This is a genomic window from Pseudomonas sp. Z1-29 (assembly GCF_051131995.1).
Taxonomy (GTDB): domain Bacteria; phylum Pseudomonadota; class Gammaproteobacteria; order Pseudomonadales; family Pseudomonadaceae; genus Aquipseudomonas.
On sequence record NZ_CP071645.1, the window covers coordinates 1,118,075 to 1,137,521 of the forward strand.

Here is a 19,447-nt window from a genome sequence, read left to right on the forward strand (position 1 = left end):
ACGACGCACGGTGGGACACTTGCAAGTCTAGGCAGAAAAACAGCTTGCCGGGGCATTTTGACATCAAGTTCGGGGCTTTACTGCGTCTTGTTGGACGCTTCGGCGGCTTTGATCAGCTCCGGGCCGATATCCTTTTCGAACTTCGCCCATACCGGTTTCATTTTCTCTCGCCAGGCATCTCGCTCTTGCGGCGTGAGGGTCATGATCTCGGTGGTCTTGGCGTCCAGGACGTGCTGTTTGTCCTGCTGGTTGAATCGCTCCGCTTCCTTGTTGGCATGAGCGGTGGATTCGACCACGATCTTTTCCAGCTCACCGCGGATATCCGGCGGCAGGCCGTTCCAGAAATCCGATGTGGTGATCAGCATGTAGTCGAGGATGCCGTGGTTGGACTCGGTAACGTATTTCTGTACCTCATGCAGTTTCTGGTTGTAAAAATTTGAATAGGTATTTTCCGTGCCGTTGACCAGGCCCGTACGCAAGCCCTGATACACCACCGAGAAAATCATCGGTTGGCCTTTGGCACTCACCGCCTTGAACTGCTCCTCCAGCACCGCGGAAGTTTGCACACGGAAGACCAGGCCGCGCGCATCTTCGGGCGTGCGCAGGGGTTTGTTCGCCGAAAGCTGCTTCATGCCGTTGTGCCAATAGGCCAGGCCGGTGATGTTCTTGCTCTCCATGGACTTGAGCAGTTGCTGGCCCTCGGGGCTCTGTTGGAAACGGTCCACCGCGGCAATGTCATCGAACAGGAACGGCAAGTCGAACAACTGCACCTTGCGGGTGTACTGCTCGAACTTGGCCAGTGACCGCGCGATGATCTGCACGTCTCCCAGCAGCAACGCTTCCATTTCCTTGTCGTCGCCATACAGTGTGGAGTTGGGATACACCTCCACAGTTACCTTGCCCGGCAACCGCTCCTCCACCAGCTTCTTGAACATCAGGGCGCCCTGGCCCTTGGGCGTCTGTTCGCCCACCACATGGGAAAACCTGATCACGAGGGGGTCGGCTGCGTAGGCGCTGCCCAGTGCGCTGAAAACCAGAGTGCAGATGAGCGCTTTCCATAAAGGTTCGAGCATGGCGTATCCCTTCGATTATGTTTATTGTACGAGCTCATTCCAGCCCCGACGAACTGCAAACACTGGCAAGTCTAGGAGCAAAAAATGCGGGCTGCCGGAAAGTTGCGGATCCTGGAGGAGAACCAGCCGCGCCTGTCAGGCTTGGCCTCCGGGATCACTGGACAGGACGTTTCAAAAAACTCAACAAGGGACTCAACGATGATCGATTTCAACAACAAAGGCTTCTTCAAGCTCAAGCAAAACAATGAATACGCCGAACGCGTCTCGGATCTGTTGCTGGACGGTGAACAGGTGATCGACGCCTACAAGTCGATGCGTGATGGCGTGGTGTTCACCAACAAACGCATCATCGCGGTAAACGTGCAGGGCATTACCGGCAGCAAGAAGGATTTCACCTCGCTGCCCTACAAGAATATCGTTGCGTACTCGGTGGAAACCTCCGGCACCTTCGACCTGGATTCCGAACTGGAGATTTATTTTTCGTCCCTGGGCAAGGTGAAGTTTGAGTTCTCCGGCAAGACCGGCATCGTCGAAATCTCCAAGGTCATTTCCAGGCACCTTTTGGTCTGAGTCGATACAAGCGCACCCCGGCAGCGTAAGTTTCGCTGGAGCTCAAGGCTCCAGCGCCGGTCCCTTCAACTCGATCTGGTTGCCATCCGGGTCGAAGCAATAGATTGACCAGCCTTGCCCCTCCGCGCCATAGCGCATCTGTGCCTTCTCGACCTCCAGCCCGGCAGCGCCCAGATGAGCGAGCAGGGCTTGTTCGTCAAACGGTTCGACGCGCAGGCAGAAGTGATCGACGTTGTGCCCCTGCCTGCCCGACGCCGCGCCACCCTGACGGCCGAGCGGTCCTTCGACATCCACCAGATCGATCATCGACGCCCCGGCGCCGAGGTGGACCAACCCCAGATCGTCCCGCCGCTTCTTCAGTTCGCAACCGAGCACCGAGGTGTAGAAGGTCAGGCTGCGCTCGATGTTCGTCACGCGCAGTACGACGTGGTCGATGCGCTCGATGGTGAAATTTTTCATACCGGTCTCCACAAGGCGGGCACAAATGGGCACGTCACTGTAGCCAGAATTTCCCAAGGGAAACGAGCTTATCATCAGGGCGTGGTATGACGACATTTCAAGTCGTCATCTTTCCAAAAATAGAGCCTGCCCGAAAAACCTCATATTTAGCTGATGCACAGGCTTGACAGCTCAGAGTAAACGTACAAATAATCCGCCATGTTGTATGACGACATACAAATAAAAATAACCACACGGTGGCTCCTTCTTATGAGAATCACAGGCGTTCACGTCGAAATCTTTTCCACCCCGTCGCGTCGCGCCCAGGACAGCGCCGGTCACGCCCATCCAGGCGACGAAGTCATGATCAAGATGGCCCTGCTGCGCATCAGCTGCGACGATGGCTCGGAGGGTTACGCCTTCGGTACGCCCGAGTTGATTCGTCCACACATCATCGAATCGTTCGTGCGCAAGGTGCTGATCGGCCGCGACCCGATGGACCGTGAGAGCATCTGGCAGGACCTGGCGCACTGGCAGCGCGGCAGCGCCGGCCAGTTCACCGACCGCGCGCTGGCGCTGGTTGAGCAAGCCTTGTGGGATCTGGTCGGGCGCAAGCTGAAGTTGCCGGTGCACAAGCTCATCGGCGGTTACCGTGACAAAGTCCTGGCCTACGGCTCGACCATGTGCGGCGATGATTTGCCGGGCGGTCTGTCGACGCCGGATGAGTACGGCCAGTTCGCCGAAAAGCTCGTCAAGCGCGGCTACAAGGCAATCAAGCTGCACACCTGGATGCCGCCGATTTCCTTCGCGCCGAATCCGCAAATGGACATCCAGGCCTGCGCGGCAGTGCGCGAGGCGGTCGGTCCGGACATCGCCCTGATGCTCGATGGCTACCACTGGTACAGCCGTATGGATGCGCTGACCATTGGCAAGGCCCTGGAAAAACTCAATTTCGCCTGGTTCGAAGAACCGATGATGGAAGACTCCGCCGAGTCATACGCCTGGCTGGCCGCCAATCTGGACATCCCGGTGCTGGGCCCGGAAAGCATTGCCGGAAAATTCCACAGCCGCGCCAGTTGGGTGACGCAGAAGTCCTGTGACATCCTGCGCGCCGGCGTGGCTGGCGTCGGCGGTATCGGCCCTTGCCTGAAAGTGGCGCACCTGGCCGAGTCGTTCGGCATGGATTGCGAGGTCCACGGCAACGGCGCGGCGAACCTGGCGGTGGTGGGCGCGATCAGCAACTGCCGGTGGTACGAGCGCGGCCTGCTGCACCCGTTCCTTGATTACGAGGAAGTGCCGGCGCACCTCAACAGTATTGTCGACCCGATGGATGCCGACGGTTACGTGCATCTGTCTGATCGGCCGGGGTTGGGCGAGGACATCAACTTCGCGTATATCGAAGCCAACACCTTGTCTCGACACTGATGGCGCACCACGTCCGAGGCTGAGCGGCCCGGGCGACAAGTCTTATAAATATAAGAAAGGACTGAACCATGAAACTCTGGCCCAAGCGCCTGACCAGGCTGCTGTGTGTCATCGTGGCCCTGTGCGCAGTGCAGGTGCCCGTCAGCCTGGCCCAAGGCGAAACGCCCGCCGACCAATTGGTGGTGGGCATGAGCATGATCAACCTGCTGTCGCTGGACCCGGCGGCCGCGACCGGCCTGGAAGTTGCCGAGGTCAACGCCAATGTCTACGACATGCTCCTGGAGCAGGACGCGGCGCAGCCGGACACGCTGGTGCCGGCCCTGGCGAAAAGCTGGGAAGTCAGCCCGGACCGCATGCGTCTCACCTTCCAGTTGCGTGACGACGTCCGTTTTCACTCCGGTGCGCCGCTTACTGCGCAAGATGTCGCCTGGTCCTTGCAACGTGTGGTCACCCTCAACCGCGCCCTGGCGTCCACCTGGAAAGCCTACGGTTTCAGCGCCGACAACGTCGCCCGGCTGATGCGCGCCGAAGGGCCCCACACCTTCGTCATGGAGCTGCCACGCGTCACCGACCCGCTGTTGGTGCTCAACACCCTGGCCACCTCGCCGAGTGCGTTCATCATCGACCGCTCGGTGGCCTTGCAGCATCAGGTCGGTGACGACCAGGGCGCGGCCTGGCTGGCGACGCACACCGCCGGGTCCGGTGCATTCAAGCTGGATATCTGGCGCGCCAACGACGTGATCCTGATGAGCCGCAACGAGGACTACTGGCGCGGCGCGCCGAAGTTGCGCCGGGTGATCATGCGCAACATGACCGAGTCCCAGGCCCTGCGCCTGATGGTCGAGCGCGGTGACCTGGATGTCGCCCGCGGCATGGCGGCGACCGACATCAAGGCGCTGGGCAGGGTGGATGCGGTGCGCATCCAGAGCATCGCCCGCGGCACGCTGTACTACGTCGCGATGAGCATGCAGCAACCGTTGTTCCAGGACATCCGGGTGCGCCAGGCGATCCGTCTGCTGATCGACTACCAGGGCATCAACGACGTGGTGATGCCGCACTACGGCGTGATCAACCAGCGGCCGATGCAACTGGGCTTGCCGGCACGCCTGGACGATCCGGGTTATCGCCTGGACGTTGCCGAGGCTCGCCGCCTGCTGGCAGAAGCCGGTCACGCCGAGGGCTTCAAGGTGAGTATCCGTTCGCTGACCGACCCGCCCTTCATCAACATCGCCACCAGCCTGCAAGCGACGCTGGCCCAGGCGGGCATCCAGGCGACGATCATCACCGGCACCGGCAACCAGATCTACGGGGCGATGCGCGACCGCCAGTTCGACATCCTCGTGGGGCGTGGCGGTGGTGGGGCGGAGCGCCATCCGCATTCGAGCCTGCGGGCTCTGGTGTACAACCCGGACAACCGCAGCGAAGCCAAGCTGAGCAACTTCCAGGGCTGGCGCACCTCGTTCTTCAACCCGCAGCTCAACCAGTTGATCGAACAGGCCGAGCGCGAGCGCGACCCCGAGCGGCAGCGGCAGATGTATGCCCAGATCCAGACCCTCTATGACCAACAGGCCGGGGCAATCATGCCGGTCTCGCAAATGGTGGACGAGGTGGTGGTTCACGCCGACGTGCGCAACTACATCGGCCACACCGCCGCCACCACGCGTCTTCGCGACGTCTACAAGCAGCGCTGAAATCGACGGCCTCAAGGCCAAGGCAGGAAATGAACATGTCGACTGCATCCTTTTCAATCTGGACAACCCGGGCCGCTTCGGCGACCCGGCGCGGCGGTTCGGTGGCGGTGACGCTGCTGGGGTTGCTGCTGCTGACCTTTTTTATCGGCCGGGTGATGCCGCTGGACCCGGTGCTGGCAATCGTTGGCCCGGACGCCGACGCCTCGGCCTACGCCCAGGTCTATCAGGAACTGGGCCTGGACAAGCCGCTGTGGACCCAGTTCGCGATCTACCTCGGCGACCTGCTCCACGGCGACTTCGGCATGGCCTTGCTGACCGGCAACCCGGTCATCAGCGACATCGCCCGGGTCTTCCCGGCCACCTTGGAACTGGCGACCCTGGCCATTCTGTTCGGCGTGCTGGCGGGCCTGCCGCTGGGTGTCTACGCGGCGACTCATCAGGGCCGCGCCGGTGATCATGTCGCGCGGTTGATCACGCTGTTCGGCTATTCCACGCCAATCTTCTGGATCGGCATGATGGCCTTCCTGGTGTTCTACGCCTGGTTGGGCTGGGCCGGTGGCGTCGGGCGAATCGGCCTGGCCTACGACGGGCTGATTCCGAGGCACACCGGACTGCTGTTGATCGACACCGCCTGGTCCGGCGATTGGGAAGCCTTTCGCAGTGCGCTGCGGCACATCCTGCTGCCGGCGGTGATCCTCAGTTTCAACTCGGTCGCCTACATCAGCCGCATGACTCGCAGCTTCATGCTCGAGCAGCTGTCCCAGGAGTACATCATCACTGCCCGGGTCAAGGGTCTGTCCCAACGCAAGATTGTCTGGGGTCACGCCTTCGGCAACATCCGCGTGCAGCTGTTGACGATTGTCGCGCTGGCCTACGGCGGGCTGCTGGAGGGCGCGGTGCTGATCGAAACCGTGTTCGCCTGGCCGGGTTTCGGCCAATACCTGACGAGCAGTCTTTTGCTCGGCGACATGAACGCAGTGATGGCCTGCGTGCTGCTGATCGGCCTCATCTTCGTGACGCTGAACCTGATCAGCGATGCGCTGTACAAGCTCTTCGACCCGAGGACTCGCTAATGAATCTGCCCCTTGCTTCGAGCGCAGCCGGCGATACCGCGCTGCCCGCTTCGAGTACGGCAGCGCTGGTCGCCAGCGCCGCCCGGCTGCTGCGCTTTCTGCTGCGCAACCCGATGACGTTCGCCGGCCTGGTTGTCGTCGCGACCTTGATGGTGGTCGCGGCGTTCGCGCCATGGATCGCCGGCCACGACCCGTTGTTGCAGAACCTCGCCGGTGCGTTGCAAGCGCCCAGCAGCGCGCACTGGTTCGGCACCGATGAATACGGTCGCGATGTGTTCGCCCGGTTGGTGTACGGCTCGCGCATCACCTTGTACATCGTCTTGCTGGTGACGGTGATCGTCGGTCCCATCGGCCTGTTGGTCGGGACCATCTCCGGTTACTTCGGCGGCTGGGTCGACAGCCTGTTCATGCGCATCACCGACATCTTCATCTCGTTTCCGAGCCTGGTGCTGGCGCTGGCCTTCATTGCGGCGCTTGGCCCGGGCCTGGAGCACGCGGTGATTGCCATCGCGCTGACGGCCTGGCCGCCGATCGCCCGATTGGCTCGCGCCGAAACCCTGCCGCTGCGCAACGCCGACTTTGTCGTCGCGGTGCAGCTCCAAGGCGCGTCGAGTGCCCGGATCATCCTGCGCCATATCATCCCGATGTGCCTGTCGTCGGTGATCATCCGCCTGACCATGAACATGGCAAGCATCATCCTCACCGCCGCCGCCCTGGGCTTTCTCGGCCTCGGCGCCCAGGCACCGTTGCCGGAGTGGGGCGCGATGATCTCCACCGGCCGGCGCTACATGCTCGAAAGCTGGTGGCTGGTGGCGGCGCCGGGTGCGGCGATCATGCTGGTCAGCCTGGCCTTCAACCTGTTGGGCGACGGCTTGCGCGACGTCCTCGACCCCCGCAGCCAATCCTGAGGAAAGTCCCATGACTGAGATAAAACTGGCCGTGCAGGATTTGTGCGTGGAGTTTCGCAACGCCGGCAAAACCTCCCTGGCGGTGCGTGATGTGTCGTTCACCCTGGGGCGGGAAAAACTCGCCATCGTCGGTGAATCCGGCTCGGGCAAATCCACCGTCGGCCGCAGCCTGTTGCGCTTGCATCCGCCGACGGCGCGGGTCACCGCCAAGACCCTGCGTTTTGCCGACATCGATTTGCTGAAGGCCAGCGAAAAGCAGATCCAGGCGATTCGTGGCGCGCGCATGTCGATGATCATGCAGGATCCGAAATACTCGTTGAACCCGGTGGTGCGAGTCGGCGAGCAAATCGCCGAAGCCTATCTCGCCCATCACAAGGTGCCCCATCGCGAAGCCCGCGAGCGGGCGCTGGACATGCTCGGCAAGGTGCACATCCGTGATCCTCGAAGGGTCTATGACCTGTACCCCCATGAAGTCTCGGGTGGCATGGGCCAGCGGATCATGATCGCCATGATGGTGATTACCGATCCTCAGGTGATCATCGCCGACGAGCCGACCTCGGCGCTGGACGTGTCGGTGCGCCGGCAGGTGCTCAACGTATTGGAGGAGTTGGTCAGCGAGCGTGACCTGGGACTGATCTTCATCAGCCACGACCTGAACCTGGTGCGGCATTTCTGTGATCGCGTGCTGGTGATGTATGCCGGCCGGGTGGTCGAGTCGATTGCCGCCGCTGACCTGGATAACGCCACCCATCCCTACACCCGAGGCCTGTTGGCCGCGTTGCCAAGCCTGGATCACCCGCGCGCCACGCTGCCGGTGCTGCAGCGCGACCCACGTTGGTTGAACGCTTGAGGAGCCTGTCATGAACATGATCGAAATCGCCGGCCTGAACCTCAGTTTCGGCACCGGCGCGGCACTGAACGCGGTACTGCACGACGTCGACCTGAGCGTTGGCGAAGGCGAGGCATTCGGCCTGGTGGGGGAGTCCGGTTCGGGCAAGACCACCGTGCTGCGTTGCCTGGCCGGACAGTACCAGCACTGGGCGGGACGGTTGCAGATCGCCGGGAGGGCGGTGACGCGCAAGCTGCCGCTGGACCACTACCGCACCGTGCAGATGGTTTTCCAGGATCCCTACGCTTCATTGCATCCGCGCTACACCATCGACGCCGCGTTGCAGGAACCGCTGCGCATCCACGGCATTGACGGGCGCGGGCAAAAGGTCAGCGAGATCCTGCGCAAGGTCGGCTTGAACGACAGCTTCCGCTTTCGTTATCCGCATCAGTTGTCCGGCGGCCAGCGCCAGCGCGTGGCGATTGCCCGGGCGCTGATCCTGCGGCCGCGGGTATTGCTGCTGGACGAGCCAACCTCGGCACTGGACGTCTCGGTGCAGGCGGAAATTCTCAATCTGCTGGCTGATCTGCGTCGTCAGGAAGGTCTGACCTACCTGATGGTGACCCACGACCTCGCCGTCGTTGCGCACTTGTGTGATCGGCTGGCGGTGATGCAACAGGGCCGGGTGGTGGAAACCCTCGACAGCCAGCTGCTGGCGAGCGATGGCGCCGCCCACGAGTACACCCGTTTGCTGGTGCAAGCCAGTCGCGACATACAGCGAATACCCATCGCCGTATGAAGTAACCAAGCCGCTGTAACTGTTTTAAACCGCAGCACACGTTGAACCGCAAGTTTCAATGCGCGCACGCGCTCGCCTGCGATTTGACGTTCACCCCAACTATTGATTTCAACCAACAAGAATAAAAAACATGAAAAAGATATTCACCGTTTTGTCGATCGCTTCATTGTTCACTTCGTTTGTCGTTCAGGCCGATACCGGTTACATCAACGTTCGCCATCAATACGCCGAAAAGACCCGCATGCACGCCGACCGCGCCAAGTTCGGCATCAGGCTGGATAACGGTGTGGGCCTGGAAGGCGAACTCAAATACAAGACCGCCGGGGATCGGGAAGATGTCGCCTTCGACAACACTGTCGGCAGCGGCCATGAGTTCACCGTCAACTACCAGCACAAGATCGACGACCGCTGGACGCTGACGCCTTCGTTCGCCATGGAAAGCGACGAGGAGTCCACCACCTACAAGATGGGCTTGCGCCTGGGCTACAAGATCACCAAGGAACTGAGCATCGCCGGGCGTTACCGTTACGACGCCAGCAAACTGGACCGCGACAAGGTGGATCACGACGTGCCGGACAATGGCCAGGACGACCAGACGATCCATCGCTATGACCTCTATATCAACTATGCGAACCAGGGGCCGTGGGCCTATGAATACCAACTGACTTACTTCGATGCCGATTACATTCGTTACAACGGCGGTACTGACGACTATGAGCAGAATGCCGTAGTCAAGTACAAGTGGGATAAGCGTTGGGCACCGTTCTTTGAGGTCGGTGACATCAAGGTCAATTCGGTGGACAGCGATCGGCAACTGCGTCTGCGGGTGGGCATTCAATACAACTTTTTCTAAGTCGCGAAATCACCGGGATCAACTTGTGGCAGCGAGCTTGCTCGCGATAGCGGTCTGTCTGGGGCGGTGATGTTGGATGTGCTGCCGCCTTCGCGAGCAAGCTCGCTCCCACAGGGGCTTTGTTGTGTATGTAAATGCAATGAACACTGGAGATCAGGGTGGGAGCGAGCCTGCTCGCGAAAGCGGTGGGCCCGCTTGCATCAGCATTGAATGTGCCACCGTCTTCGCGAGCAGGCTCGCTCCCACAGGGAACAAAGGTTATTCGTTGTAGAACGCCTGGCGTTGTTGGGTTTCACACAGGCGCATGCGGCTGTTGCTCAAGTGCAGGTACATGGCCGCCCGCGCCGCGTCGGCATTGCGGCTGGCGATGGCATCGAAAATTTGCTGGTGTTCGGCGTTGATCCCCTGCAGGTAGGCGCTGCGATCACTTTGCCCGGAGTAGGCGGAGTTCATCCGGGTACGCGGGATCAGCTTTGTACCCAGGTGCTTCATGATGTCGATCAGGTAGTAATTGCCGGCCGCCTTGGCGATTTTCAGATGGAACTGGAAATCGGCGTTGATCGTGGTGCCGGATTTTTCCGGCCCTTGCAGCAACGCCTCCAGCGCCTGGGCCAGTTCGGCCAGGGCTTCGGGCGTGGCGCGTTCGGCGGCCATGCCGGCGGCCTGCACTTCCAGGCTCAGGCGAAACTCCAGCAAATTGAGTACGTCCGACAACGTCGCAATCGTCGCCGGCCCGAGGGTGAACCCCTCCGGTGCCGGCATATCCAGGACAAACGTACCGACGCCATGGCGGGTCTCGACCAACCCCGCCGCCTGCAGGCGCGACAGCGCCTCGCGCACCACCGAACGGCTGACGCCCTCGGCTTCCATGATGTGCACTTCGGTGGGGAGCTTTTCGCCGCATTTCAAAATGCCGTCGCGCATGCGCTGGGCAAAACGGTCGACCAGTGTTTCGGCCAGGCGGCGCGGCTTGTTCAATGGAGATAACGCTTGGTCCGTCATCGGCGTGCTCTAGTGTGATCAGCGGGCATTATAGTGAGTTTTGGCCCAAGGTCGCGGCTATAATGCCGCGATCGTCTGGCTTGATGGATAGGTGCAATGGAGCGTGTCACAACCGATCGACGCCTGAGCATGACTCAGCAACTGGTGGTCGACCTGACGCAGCAGATACTCGCAGGCGAGCTGCCGGCGGGCAGCAAACTGCCGACCGAACAGGTGATCATAAAAGAGCGTGGCGTCAGTCGGACCGTGGTCCGCGAAGCCATGTCGCGGCTCCAGGCCGAAGGCTTGGTCGAGACGCGCCATGGCATCGGCACCTTCGTCGTCGACACCGCGCGCCCGGGTGATTTCCAGGGCGGCAAGCACATCAAGGGCGGCGCCCATGACGCGCTGGCCGTCATCGAACTGCGCCTGAGCCTGGAAGTGGAAGCGGCCGGCATCGCTGCGCAACGCGCCACGCCGGAGCAGTTGCTGGCAATGCGCGAAGCGCTGGATGCGGCGAATGCCGCCGACGCAACGGACGACAACAGTGCCCGGATGGATTTCGAATTTCATCGGCAGATCGCCCAATGCACCGGCAACAGCTTTTTTATCGACGCGATGGCGCACGTCGGCAATACCCTGATCGCCGTGGTCCAGCAGGCGGTGCCAGCGATGGCAACTGAAAATCGAGCATTGGTGGTGCGTGAACGCGAGCAGATCTACGCGGCATTGGCGCGACGGGACGGCGAAGCGGCGCGGGCGTCGATGCGGTTGCATCTGATCAACATGCAGCAGCGGGTCCGAGGCGCGGTAGAACTGGCGAAGCAATAATTCGCACCACAGACCCTGCGGGGGGCAGGCGGGCGGGCTTGCTCGCGAAGGCGGCCGGCCCATCCTCTTGCTAATTGCGCTTCCAGCACTCCGCAAACCGCGCACATACCCCGTAATGCTCGTCCATCTGCGCCATCCTTTCCAGGTGACGAGTTACCGCTTCGACCGTCACCCCATTCCCGATCCGGAAGTACTCCACCATCATCGCAACGTCCAGGTCGATCTCGGCTTTCTCCGGCTTGGCATTGGCGGTTTTGGGTAACGCCCATTGCTCCAACTGCTCGTCCTTCAGCTGTCGTAGACGCGTCTGGTATTCCTCCTTGAAACGTTCCATCGAGTGCGTCTTGTTCTGCGCCATGTCATCGCCAAACGTCTTCAGATTTTCCCGATACAGCGTCCAGTAGTCAGCTGGCAGGTCGAAACCGAGCTTGGCCTTGCGTTCGCTGATCAGGGTGTCCAGTTTCTCTGGCGAATAACTTTCAACTTTTTCCTTGGCCGGATCCGTCTTCACCGTGACGACCAGGCTTTTATCGATGACCCGGCTCATCAATTCCAGGCGATGGGGTGTGTCCGGGTAGGTCTTGGGGAACAGCGCATTGCGGCCGGAGCAGGCGGGAAAGTCTTTTTTCAGGATCGGGATCGGTGTGCGCACGTCCTTGCCGTCGACCCGTTGCAAACGTTGCAACTGAGTCAGGCAGAAGTTCTTCTCGGACTTGAACGTCACCTCGTATTCGGCATTGGCCTCGGGTGTAAAGTTGAAGCCCTTGCCACACACGGCATAACCGCTGTTCATGTTGGTGCGCAGGTGAATCTGCTCACCGGGCTTGAGTTTGACCTCCAGATAACCCCTGGCATCCTTGGGCGCCGGAACGCTCATCCCCACCCGCCGCGCGGTATCGCTCAACAGCATATTGTTGAGGATGCCCGTGGTTTGTCCGTCGCAATGGGCCGCGTCGAAATAGTCCAGCGTGGCGTTGCTGGTATTGGCGACGAACCTCAACTTGGCGGCGTCCGGTTCGATGGCATCGGGGTAACTGCCGTTGACGCTGCAACCGCCGAGCAATACAAACAACGCGGACAATGCTAGCAACGGGGTAGGACAGCGAGGCAGGGCGAGCATAGGTCATCCTTGAAGGATCGATAAAGTGGCGAATGCTACTAAAATGCCACTATTGCGTCCATCACCTGCCGCTGGACAGCAGGCGATACCCTCTTCTTTCCCGCAGATGACGCGCTCATGCCTCTAGGCAGGACTTGAAACAACACTTCAGCACGCTATCAGTATGGCTGATAGCGTGCTGAAAAATTGACTCAAGCGAGGCTGAAGTCTTCTTGAATCGTCAGAGAGAAAAGGAATCTACCGTTCCGTTGGAGAGCGCGCTGCGGGGTGGTTCATAACTCCAAAACTGAATGCAGCAAACCGTGAAGCGAGCAAGCTTGCTCCCGCCGGTCTCTTGTGGAGATCAAACCTTCGCAGGGTTCTGCTTTTGCGGATCAATGCCGTAAAGCCTGATGGCCTCGGCTACTTTTTCCCGCGGTATTTCCCCGTCGTCGGCCAGGGCCTTCAACGCCGCGAGGGCGATGAAATGACGATCCACCTCAAAGAATCTACGCAGTGACTCACGGGTATCCGATTGGCCGAAACCGTCGGTGCCGAGGGCCACGAAGCGTCGATTGGGTGCGAACGGGCGGATCTGGTCGGCGAATATCTTCATGTAGTCAGTCGCGACCACCACCGGCCCCTGTTTGTCCTGCAGGCAACTTTCCACATAACCGATACGCGGCGCGTGCTCGGGATGCAGCAGGTTCCAGCGTTCGGCTTCCTGGCCGTCGCGACGCAGTTCGGTCAGGCTGGTTACGCTCCAGACTTCGCTGCTGACGCCAAAGTCCTGTTCCAGCAACTGCGCCGCCGCGACCACTTCCTGAAGAATCGAACCGCAGCCCATCAGTTGGACATGCTTGCCTTCGACAGGCTTTTCAGGCGCCGAGAGCCGGTACATGCCCTTGAGAATGCCTTGCTCGACACCTTCGGGCATTGCAGGTTGTGCGTAGTTTTCGTTGAGTACGGTGATGTAATAGAAGATGTCTTCGTTTTCGGCATACATCCGCCGCATGCCGTCCTGGATGATCACGGCCAATTCATAGGCGTAGGTCGGGTCGTAGGACACGCAGCAGGGGATGGTCGAGGACAGCACATGGCTGTGGCCGTCGTCATGTTGCAGGCCTTCGCCCATCAGCGTGGTCCTGCCGGAGGTGGCGCCGAGCAGGAAGCCGCGAGCCCGGGCGTCACCGGCGGCCCAGGCGAGGTCGCCGACGCGCTGGAAGCCGAACATCGAATAAAAGATGTAGAAGGGCACCGTCATCACGCCGTGGGTGCTGTAGGACGTACTCGCGGCGATCCATGAAGAAATCCCGCCGGACTCGTTCAGCCCCTCCTGCATGATCTGGCCGTCCCGGGCTTCCTTGTAATAGCTCAACTGGCCGGCGTCTTGCGGCGTATATAGCTGGCCGACGTGGGAATGGATACCGATCTGGCGGAACAGGCTTTCCATGCCGAAGGTCCGTGATTCGTCCGGGACAATGGGCACGATCAGCTTGCCGATATTCGGATCCTTGAGCAGTGTGCCGAGGATGCGCACGAACGCCATGGTGGTAGAGATCGCCCGTTCGCCAGTGCCTTTGAGTTGTGTATCCAGCGACGACAAAGGCGGGACCTGCAACGGCGCCACGGCATTAAAACGGGCCGGGATATAGCCGCCCAACTGGCTGCGCCTGGCTTGCAGGTACAGCGCCTCGACGCTGTCCGCGGCCGGCTTGAGGTAAGGCATGTCGCCCAGCTGGTCATCGCTGAGTTCCAGACCGAACCGATCACGGAACGCCTTGACCGCGTCGTCGCCCATTTTCTTGAGCTGGTGGTTGATGTTCTGGCCTTCACCGGCTTCGCCCATGCCGAAACCCTTCACGGTCTTGGCCAGGATCACGGTCGGCCCGCCGGTGTGGCGCATGGCGGCGGCATAGGCGTTGTGGACTTTTTCCGGGTCGTGGCCGCCGCGAGACAGCTTCCAGATATCGTCGTCGCTCAGGTCGCTGACCAGCTCCAGCAGCTCTGGATACTTGCCGAAGAAGTGCTCGCGCACATAGGCGCCGTTCTGGGATTTGTAGTTCTGATAATCGCCGTCCACGCACTCCATCATCCGCTGGCGCAGCAGGCCGCTCTTGTCCTTCTCGAGCAGGGCATCCCAGCCGCTGCCCCAGATCACCTTGATCACATTCCAGCCGGCCGCCCGGTACAGGCTTTCGAATTCCTGGATCACTTTGCTGTTGCCACGCACCGGGCCGTCCAGGCGTTGCAGGTTGCAGTTGACGACAAAGATGATGTTGTCGAGCTTCTCCCGGCCCGCCAGGGAAATCGCCGCCAGGGATTCCGGCTGGTCCATTTCACCATCACCGAGAAACCCCCAGACCTTGCGGCCCTGGTGCTCCTTCAGGCCGCGATCTTCCAGGTAGCGCATGAACCGGGCCTGATACGCGGCCGTGATAGGACCCAGCCCCATGGACACTGTCGGGAACTGCCAGAAGTCAGGCATCAGCCGTGGATGCGGATAGGACGAAACGCCGTCGCGGTCGGTCTCGCGGCGAAAGTTATCCAACTGTTCTTCGCTCAGGCGTCCTTCCAGATAGGCGCGTGCATAGATGCCCGGTGACGAGTGGCCCTGGATGTACACCATGTCACCGGCGAACTGCTCGGTGCGGCCACGGAAAAAATGCTCGAAGCCGACGTCATACAAAACCGCCGCCGACGCGTAGGAGGCGATGTGCCCGCCGACGTTCGAATGTTTGCCGGCGCGCAGCACCATGGCCAGCGCGTTCCAGCGGATATAGGCATTGATCCGGCGCTCCACGGCCAGGTCGCCGGGGTAGGGCTGCTGGCGGTCGGCCGGGATGGTATTGACGTAGGGCGTCGTCACGCGCCCGTAGAAATCACCGTGGCGGTTGGCGTCGAAATCAAGCATCTGATCGATCAGGTAGTGGGCACGAGAGCGCCCTTCGACACTCGCCACCGATTCAATGGATTCGAGCCATTCGCGAGTCTCTTGTGGATCCTCGTCGAGAAACATGGATTGTTGTGCCATCGTTGTCGTCTCCTGGACAGTGCAGCAGCACCGAGTCGTTTGGTGCCTGACTAAGGGGCGTGGGTCGACGCCAACCTTCGAGAATTTTGTAGTTGCACTTGCAACTACGTGCGAGAACTTAGCCTGCCGCGCGCTACAATTGCAACTAAATCGATTTCTTGAGAAAGGTGCTGCATGTCATCCAGCGAGCCGGATACCTGGTTCAGATTCGTCAGGGCCCACCGTTGCCTGATCCGCGAAATCGAGCGTCGGCTGGCGTCCGCCGGGCTGCCGGCCTACGCCTGGTACGACGCGTTATGGGGCCTGGAAAGCGGCCCCGACGGCGCCCGGCGGATGAGCGAACTGGCCGATGTCATGGCCATCGAGCGCTACAACCTCACCCGCCTGGTGGACCGCCTGGAGGCGGAAGGCCTGGTCACCCGCAGCCGCGCCAGTGATGACGGCCGAGGTGCGTACGCCGCCATCACCGAGAGCGGGAAAGTGCTGCGCAAGAAAATGTGGAAAATCTACGAAGAGGCGGTGGACGAATTGTTCCTGGCGCAGTTCGACGACGACCAGCAGCGAGTCTTCAGCGAAGCGTTGGAGCGCGCGGCCACAGCGGCGCGCAGCAGTGGTCGAGGGAAATAGTCGATGGACTCCACTCAGTGCCGGATAAGCCACCCATGATCAAATGGTTCAAGACCCTCACCCGAACGGATGTCATTGCAACACTCGCCTTGGTCGTCTCCATCGCGTCCGCCTACTTCAGCTACCAGCAATACCAGGACGGCATCGCCAGTCGCAAGACACCGATCATTGTCCGTGTCGGTGCTGAACACGACAAAATCTCGTTCTTCAAGCCCCACGCCGACTTCCCGGTACTTTTCAAACAGCGTTACAAGATCATCCTCACCAACAACAGCTTCAATCCGGAAAGCGTCATTGACTGGCGAATATGGGAGCGCCGGGAGGAGGGCGGCGGGCAGTACATCGGCATGAAATCCAAGCTGCTCGATTCCACGGGAATGCCGATGACCTTGCCATTCCTGATCGCTGCGAAAGAGAGCAAAGTGCTCTTCCTCGACGTTGGCCAGAAAGTCACGCCAGAGGCGTGGGCGGCGGTGGGACCCGCGGTGAGTCTCGGAAAAGAACTGGACTGGTTCGACGCAGACAGGATTTTTGCCGACGCGGGTTATCCACAGTTCGGCCAGCTTGCGCCGGGAGAAAGCTCCCGGTATCAGGACCTGCAAGTCAACCGCTGGACCAAGGGCCCCACGCACCAGGAATTCCAGTTGAACTTCACCAAGGCCGATGGCTACGAAGTGGCTGCGCAGTTATCGCTGAATGTCAGTGATGTTTATCCACAGGGGGAGGCGGTGCGGTAGTGGTGGGCAAAAGCTGATCCGGCATGATTACCGTTACCCGTGGCGAGGGAGCTTGCTCCCGCTGGGCTGCGTAGCAGCCCCCTGGCGGTATGCCAGATGAAAATGGTCGGCAGGTTTGCGACTGCTGCGCAGCCGAGCGGGAGCAAGCTCCCTCGCCACGGGAATAATGTGGTTCAACGGATCGCGGTGCGGCTGCGGTGGCTCACTCGAAGCTCAATACTCCACAGCCCTTGGCTTCGACCATGTCGCTGAATACCGGCAAGCGCGCCACAAACTCCGTCTCGAACGCCAGATACCGATCCTGCGCCGGCACATAACGAATCTCCGGTTTGATCCGCGGCAGGTCCTTGGACGTCAGCTTCAGCACCTGGTTGCTCCGTTGGTTCCAGAACCACGCCAGCGTGTGTGTGCCGAAAGTGTTGGCGCGATAGCTCCACACCCACCAGTCGCCATGTCCACGCGCGACGTGAAGTTGGCCATGAAACGTGCGCAACGTGATCACCTGCTTGGGCTGGGTGACCAGCAGGCGGGTGTCCTGGCGCAGCTCACTGCCGAAGCCGTCCAGCGTCGCCTGGGTCTTGGCGCCGGTGATGAAGTTGAAGCGCCACGCCAGCAACACTGTCTCCTGATACCCCGCGTGCTCGAGGTTCTGCCGCGCGCCTTCGCTGAACAGCAGAATCTCGTCACCGCCCAGATACGCCGTGGCTGGCCGCAGCTTGTAGGCCTCGGCTGGCATCGGTTTGGCGGCGATGGCCTGGTGCGGCGGGTCCAGGTTCCAGACCCAGCAGCGCTTGCCGTTGTGCTGCATGAACAGCAAGCGACGGGGGCCGATGGGCAGGATTGTCAGCTCCTCCGAATCCTCGAAGATCACCTCGCTGCTGTCCCCCGTGATCCGCCAGATTCGCGTCAGATGCTCGGGCTGGTAAATGCGCTGACGTTCGAAAATCTCCTCGTCCACCACGACACAAGGCTCTTCGAATGCTTGCCATTGCATTCCGGCAGGGCCGAACTCTTCGATGACATCGCCCCGGAGGACCTCGTATTTGAACCGATCATCCGCACTGTAATCGCCGTGTTTGACCTGGCGCCTCCACAGGCTGCGCTGGGCGTTGGCGTCGATCAGCCGCAGATCGGCGCCATCCACGCCGTCAGCGCGCTGTTCAAGCATGTCCTGTTCGGCAGGCGGCCATTGGTTGTAGTCGATCAGGAAGCACAGCCAACGGTTTTCGTCCTGCTCGGTAATCGCGGCCCAGCCGTTGCGGTAGTTGTATTCATGCACATAGGTGGGGCCTGGATAGTCATGGACTTCCTGCAACCACTTGACTTTGCCGCGCTTGGGTTTGGCCGGTTTGCGCGCTTTTACCGCAGGTGGCTCGATCAACGTCGCCGTGAAGCTGGGCTCCCCGCGAGGGCTTTGCCAATGCTGGGCAAACGTCTCACGCTGATCGGAAGGAAAAATCACCGGCCGATAGTCGTCGCCACCGGCATCCAGGTTCCACAAGTCATAACCCTGACCCGCCAACACCGGCGCCAGCGCCTCGAAGCAGACCTCGGGCATCTCGTTGGACAGCTCATCCAACAAAGCCTCGAATTCCGGTCCGGCAAACACACCGACGTCGGGATAGTAATGCTGCAACAGTCCGAGCAAGTCGCTGCCCGGTGTTTTCCAATCGATATGAACCAATGGATCAAAACGAGCTGCCATCACGGCTGTTTCCTTGTGGTTTCTCTGCGTATCCCAGCTGCACACCACCAACCTCAAGCAAACCAATAAGCCGATTTTGATTGAGTTGGTCGGGTACAGACTACTGTGGGGGCGAGGACGGCGACCAACCCCGTGGCGAGGGAGCTTGCTCCCGCTGGGCTGCGCAGCAGCCCCAACCCGGCCCACTCAACGCCCCGGAAACTCCCCCAGATAACAAACCGGCGAACTCGAATCCGCCCGCTTCTCAACCTCGTCCTCCAGCCACCGCGCCAACACCAGCGCATTATTCTCAACCGGCGACTTGGCCGCATAGATCAACGTCAGCGTCCCGCCCCTCGCGATATCCACCAACTTCCACCAATGTTCCGGCCGGGCCGCCAGCTCTCGTCGATACGCCACATCGAACTCGGCAAACGAAACCGCCCCCGCCTTGAACGCCTTGCGCAACTCATGAGAAGGCCCAACTTCTGGCAGCCATGTATCGATCGCCAGCGCATCCTTGCGGCAATTGCGCGGCCACAGGCGATCAACCAGAACCCGCACGCCGTCCTCGGCGCTGGCGGTTTCGTAGGCGCGCTTGCATCGGATCATCAACGTCTGCCTGTCGAAGTGGGACCGCGTCAGCATAGGTCGCCCACGACGAGGCGACCAGCCTCCATCCATCGCACTTTACCCACCCTTTGTGAAAAAAACTTCACTCGATCCCTTCAATCAAAAGCCGCGGGCGCTCAAGCAAAGGTGCGCTCCGCAGGCGGCAGAGATGATGGCGCGGAG

Annotated in this window: 18 protein-coding genes; 11 read left to right on the plus strand and 7 right to left on the minus strand. The window is 60.8% G+C overall.

Annotation, left to right across the window (positions count from 1 at the left end):
- Positions 1-77: 77 nt before the first annotated feature.
- A complete protein-coding gene (locus J3P84_RS05230; protein WP_434628417.1) occupies positions 78-1,073 on the minus strand; it encodes a TRAP transporter substrate-binding protein in 996 nt (331 codons plus the stop codon).
- Positions 1,074-1,271: 198 nt separating this feature from the next.
- On the opposite strand from J3P84_RS05230, the gene J3P84_RS05235 reads away from it, so the two are divergent.
- On the plus strand, positions 1,272-1,643 hold the full coding sequence (locus J3P84_RS05235; RefSeq protein ID WP_434628420.1) for a PH domain-containing protein: 372 nt from the start codon (positions 1,272-1,274) through the stop codon (positions 1,641-1,643).
- Positions 1,644-1,685: 42 nt separating this feature from the next.
- Here the strand turns inward: J3P84_RS05235 and J3P84_RS05240 are convergent, their stop codons facing one another.
- Positions 1,686-2,102 carry a VOC family protein gene (locus J3P84_RS05240; protein WP_434628423.1) on the minus strand — a complete coding sequence of 139 codons (417 nt, stop codon included), beginning with the start codon at positions 2,100-2,102 and terminating at the stop codon, positions 1,686-1,688.
- A 249-nt stretch (positions 2,103-2,351) separates the two neighbouring features.
- Between J3P84_RS05240 and J3P84_RS05245 the strand changes: the two genes are divergently transcribed.
- The 7 genes from J3P84_RS05245 to J3P84_RS05275 all read left to right on the plus strand — a co-directional run bounded on the left by J3P84_RS05245 (position 2,352) and on the right by J3P84_RS05275 (position 9,659).
- A complete protein-coding gene (locus tag J3P84_RS05245) occupies positions 2,352-3,506 on the plus strand; it encodes a mandelate racemase family protein (RefSeq protein WP_434628425.1) in 1,155 nt (384 codons plus the stop codon).
- A gap of 68 nt (positions 3,507-3,574) precedes the next feature.
- The gene (locus J3P84_RS05250) at positions 3,575-5,197 is read left to right on the plus strand and encodes an ABC transporter substrate-binding protein (RefSeq protein ID WP_434628428.1); all 1,623 of its coding nucleotides are present in this window, start codon (positions 3,575-3,577) and stop codon (positions 5,195-5,197) included.
- A gap of 35 nt (positions 5,198-5,232) precedes the next feature.
- Positions 5,233-6,270 carry an ABC transporter permease gene (locus J3P84_RS05255; protein WP_434571920.1) on the plus strand — a complete coding sequence of 346 codons (1,038 nt, stop codon included), beginning with the start codon at positions 5,233-5,235 and terminating at the stop codon, positions 6,268-6,270.
- On the plus strand, positions 6,270-7,178 hold the full coding sequence (locus tag J3P84_RS05260) for an ABC transporter permease (RefSeq protein WP_434628431.1): 909 nt from the start codon (positions 6,270-6,272) through the stop codon (positions 7,176-7,178). The genes J3P84_RS05255 and J3P84_RS05260 overlap by 1 nt, the downstream gene beginning before the upstream one ends.
- Positions 7,179-7,188: 10 nt before the next feature.
- Positions 7,189-8,028 (plus strand): ABC transporter ATP-binding protein, encoded by an 840-nt coding sequence (locus J3P84_RS05265; protein ID WP_434628434.1) that lies wholly within the window; start codon positions 7,189-7,191, stop codon positions 8,026-8,028.
- 10 nt (positions 8,029-8,038) lie between these two features.
- A complete protein-coding gene (locus J3P84_RS05270) occupies positions 8,039-8,806 on the plus strand; it encodes an ABC transporter ATP-binding protein (protein WP_434628436.1) in 768 nt (255 codons plus the stop codon).
- Positions 8,807-8,936: 130 nt separating this feature from the next.
- Positions 8,937-9,659 (plus strand): oligogalacturonate-specific porin KdgM family protein, encoded by a 723-nt coding sequence (locus tag J3P84_RS05275; RefSeq protein WP_434628439.1) that lies wholly within the window; start codon positions 8,937-8,939, stop codon positions 9,657-9,659.
- A 258-nt stretch (positions 9,660-9,917) separates the two neighbouring features.
- Here J3P84_RS05275 and J3P84_RS05280 read toward each other — a convergent pair whose 3' ends face one another.
- Complete coding sequence (locus J3P84_RS05280) at positions 9,918-10,661, minus strand: FadR/GntR family transcriptional regulator (protein WP_434571929.1); 744 nt, start codon at positions 10,659-10,661, stop codon at positions 9,918-9,920.
- Between the two features lie 96 nt (positions 10,662-10,757).
- Between J3P84_RS05280 and J3P84_RS05285 the strand changes: the two genes are divergently transcribed.
- Positions 10,758-11,471, plus strand: coding sequence for a FadR/GntR family transcriptional regulator (locus J3P84_RS05285; protein WP_434628442.1), 714 nt, complete (start codon positions 10,758-10,760; stop codon positions 11,469-11,471).
- 70 nt (positions 11,472-11,541) lie between these two features.
- Here J3P84_RS05285 and J3P84_RS05290 read toward each other — a convergent pair whose 3' ends face one another.
- Together J3P84_RS05290 and aceE are read right to left on the minus strand one after the other, a co-directional pair.
- Entirely contained in the window at positions 11,542-12,591 is a 1,050-nt protein-coding gene (locus tag J3P84_RS05290; protein ID WP_434628445.1) for a hypothetical protein, read from the minus strand.
- A 343-nt stretch (positions 12,592-12,934) separates the two neighbouring features.
- Positions 12,935-15,604 (minus strand): pyruvate dehydrogenase (acetyl-transferring), homodimeric type, encoded by a 2,670-nt coding sequence (aceE, locus tag J3P84_RS05295; RefSeq protein ID WP_434628448.1) that lies wholly within the window; start codon positions 15,602-15,604, stop codon positions 12,935-12,937.
- A gap of 174 nt (positions 15,605-15,778) precedes the next feature.
- Here aceE and J3P84_RS05300 point away from each other — a divergent pair, with 174 nt between their 5' ends.
- Both J3P84_RS05300 and J3P84_RS05305 read left to right on the plus strand, forming a co-directional pair.
- Entirely contained in the window at positions 15,779-16,231 is a 453-nt protein-coding gene (locus tag J3P84_RS05300; RefSeq protein ID WP_434628450.1) for a MarR family winged helix-turn-helix transcriptional regulator, read from the plus strand.
- A 35-nt stretch (positions 16,232-16,266) separates the two neighbouring features.
- Positions 16,267-16,968, plus strand: coding sequence for a hypothetical protein (locus J3P84_RS05305; protein ID WP_434628453.1), 702 nt, complete (start codon positions 16,267-16,269; stop codon positions 16,966-16,968).
- A gap of 202 nt (positions 16,969-17,170) precedes the next feature.
- Here the strand turns inward: J3P84_RS05305 and J3P84_RS05310 are convergent, their stop codons facing one another.
- On the minus strand, positions 17,171-18,673 hold the full coding sequence (locus tag J3P84_RS05310) for a hypothetical protein (protein ID WP_434628456.1): 1,503 nt from the start codon (positions 18,671-18,673) through the stop codon (positions 17,171-17,173).
- Positions 18,674-18,859: 186 nt separating this feature from the next.
- Positions 18,860-19,264, minus strand: coding sequence for a DUF488 domain-containing protein (locus J3P84_RS05315; protein WP_434628459.1), 405 nt, complete (start codon positions 19,262-19,264; stop codon positions 18,860-18,862).
- Positions 19,265-19,447: the final 183 nt, after the last annotated feature.

What these genes read in the sequence shown, in the direction of transcription:
- aceE (WP_434628448.1), bottom strand. Translation starts at nt 15,604, where the DNA reads ATGGCACAACAATCCATGTTTCTCGACGAGGATCCACAAGAGACTCGC.
- J3P84_RS05305 (WP_434628453.1), top strand. Translation starts at nt 16,267, where the DNA reads ATGATCAAATGGTTCAAGACCCTCACCCGAACGGATGTCATTGCAACA.
- J3P84_RS05235 (WP_434628420.1), top strand. Translation starts at nt 1,272, where the DNA reads ATGATCGATTTCAACAACAAAGGCTTCTTCAAGCTCAAGCAAAACAAT.
- J3P84_RS05250 (WP_434628428.1), top strand. Translation starts at nt 3,575, where the DNA reads ATGAAACTCTGGCCCAAGCGCCTGACCAGGCTGCTGTGTGTCATCGTG.
- J3P84_RS05310 (WP_434628456.1), bottom strand. Translation starts at nt 18,673, where the DNA reads ATGGCAGCTCGTTTTGATCCATTGGTTCATATCGATTGGAAAACACCG.
- J3P84_RS05230 (WP_434628417.1), bottom strand. Translation starts at nt 1,073, where the DNA reads ATGCTCGAACCTTTATGGAAAGCGCTCATCTGCACTCTGGTTTTCAGC.
- J3P84_RS05245 (WP_434628425.1), top strand. Translation starts at nt 2,352, where the DNA reads ATGAGAATCACAGGCGTTCACGTCGAAATCTTTTCCACCCCGTCGCGT.
- J3P84_RS05285 (WP_434628442.1), top strand. Translation starts at nt 10,758, where the DNA reads ATGGAGCGTGTCACAACCGATCGACGCCTGAGCATGACTCAGCAACTG.
- J3P84_RS05265 (WP_434628434.1), top strand. Translation starts at nt 7,189, where the DNA reads ATGACTGAGATAAAACTGGCCGTGCAGGATTTGTGCGTGGAGTTTCGC.
- J3P84_RS05315 (WP_434628459.1), bottom strand. Translation starts at nt 19,264, where the DNA reads ATGATCCGATGCAAGCGCGCCTACGAAACCGCCAGCGCCGAGGACGGC.
- J3P84_RS05300 (WP_434628450.1), top strand. Translation starts at nt 15,779, where the DNA reads ATGTCATCCAGCGAGCCGGATACCTGGTTCAGATTCGTCAGGGCCCAC.
- J3P84_RS05270 (WP_434628436.1), top strand. Translation starts at nt 8,039, where the DNA reads ATGAACATGATCGAAATCGCCGGCCTGAACCTCAGTTTCGGCACCGGC.
- J3P84_RS05255 (WP_434571920.1), top strand. Translation starts at nt 5,233, where the DNA reads ATGTCGACTGCATCCTTTTCAATCTGGACAACCCGGGCCGCTTCGGCG.
- J3P84_RS05240 (WP_434628423.1), bottom strand. Translation starts at nt 2,102, where the DNA reads ATGAAAAATTTCACCATCGAGCGCATCGACCACGTCGTACTGCGCGTG.
- J3P84_RS05280 (WP_434571929.1), bottom strand. Translation starts at nt 10,661, where the DNA reads ATGACGGACCAAGCGTTATCTCCATTGAACAAGCCGCGCCGCCTGGCC.
- J3P84_RS05260 (WP_434628431.1), top strand. Translation starts at nt 6,270, where the DNA reads ATGAATCTGCCCCTTGCTTCGAGCGCAGCCGGCGATACCGCGCTGCCC.
- J3P84_RS05275 (WP_434628439.1), top strand. Translation starts at nt 8,937, where the DNA reads ATGAAAAAGATATTCACCGTTTTGTCGATCGCTTCATTGTTCACTTCG.
- J3P84_RS05290 (WP_434628445.1), bottom strand. Translation starts at nt 12,591, where the DNA reads ATGCTCGCCCTGCCTCGCTGTCCTACCCCGTTGCTAGCATTGTCCGCG.